This window comes from Veillonella dispar (assembly GCF_937975875.1).
GTDB classification, from domain to species: domain Bacteria; phylum Bacillota; class Negativicutes; order Veillonellales; family Veillonellaceae; genus Veillonella; species Veillonella dispar_B.
Genome location: NZ_CALJSP010000150.1, coordinates 1 through 1436, shown reverse-complemented (window position 1 = coordinate 1436; position 1436 = coordinate 1). Strand labels below are relative to the sequence as shown.

General features: G+C 46.4%; 1 pseudogene. It reads left to right on the top strand.

Features of this window, described 5'->3' with window-relative positions:
• Positions 1-1436 (top strand): annotated as a pseudogene (locus tag Q7P05_RS07225) (hemagglutinin); the annotation flags it as partial.

Genomic DNA, 1436 nt, shown 5'->3' with positions numbered 1-1436 from the left:
GGCTATTGGCGACTATGCACAAGCTACAGGTGGTTTATCTTTTTCCCTTGGTAATTATGCACAGTCCACAAAACCATCTGCTATGGCTATTGGCACGGCTTCCTTATCTAGTGGCTTTAACTCTCTAGCGATGATGCGCCAATCAGCAGCGACAGGTAATTTCTCTACAGCTATTGGTACAACTTCTTGGGCGAGTGGTACGGGTAGTTTTGCTTTAGGTTATTCTGCGCAATCCAAGGGTGATCAATCCATTGCCATCGGTGCAGCTGAGCCGATTACTGTAGCAGGTAGTGGTAATGAACCTAGCGCAGCCTATAATGGTAATACTAATACTGTAACAGAAGGTGCACGTTCTCTTGCATTCGGCACAAAAGCGCGTACTGAAGCCGCGGCAAGTGATTCTATGGCATTTGGTTCTAATGCTAAAACTAAAGCAGCTAATGCAGTAGCAATGGGTAATTCCTCTCGTGCTACTGCTACAGATGCATTTGCCTTTGGTAATACGGCGTATGCTACAGGTGCTAATGCGATTGCTATGGGTAGAACAGCACAAGCTAGACAGCTAAATGCCATCGCTTTAGGTGGTCAAGCAAAGGCACTAGAAGCGAATGCTCTTGCCATCGGTGGTACAGCGGAAGCTAGTAAAGCGGGTACTATGGCTATTGGTACGGCTGCGAAAGCAAGTAGTAACAATGCTACAGCCATCGGTAATGGTGCAGAGGTTACGGGTGAAAACTCCATGGCATTAGGTGCGGGTGCGAAGATTTCTTCTAATAACTCCATCGCCCTTGGTGCTGGTACTGAATTCAATGGTCCATTGGTGAACACGTATGCAGCTTTCACCAACGAAATAAACCCTGCAGAAGCGGGTGTAGTAGCAGTTGGTAATACTGGTACGCCTCGTCGTATTGTTAACGTAGCAGGTGGTCAAAATGATAATGACGCTGCAACGATTAAACAATTGCGTTATGTAAATAATAACTTGGCTATGACCATTGCAGGCCCTACATACACAGGGTATCAAGCGAATGGTTCTACCTACAAAGCACCTGATTTCAGCATTAAAAATAGCACATACCATACAGTAAAAGAAGCTGTAGAAGCGGCACAAACTAACTTCTTCAGCGCTAAAGGCACATCTGCTGATGCAAACTATGATAATAAAGGTGCTACAGGCACAAATGCGACAGCAGCAGGCGTACGTGCCTCTGCAGCAGGTAACTTTGGTACGGCACTTGGTGCGGATGCAACTGCAACAAGTGAAAAAGGTACTGCATTAGGTTATAAAGCGAAAGTAACAGAAGATGATGGCGTTGCGTTAGGTTCTAATTCCGTAGCAAATACGGCGGCTGGCGTAGCTGGTTACGATGTAAGTGCAGCGCGGCCCTCCTTACTTCTTCTTCTGCACAGCGTAGAATGCTTCGATCTGTGCCTGT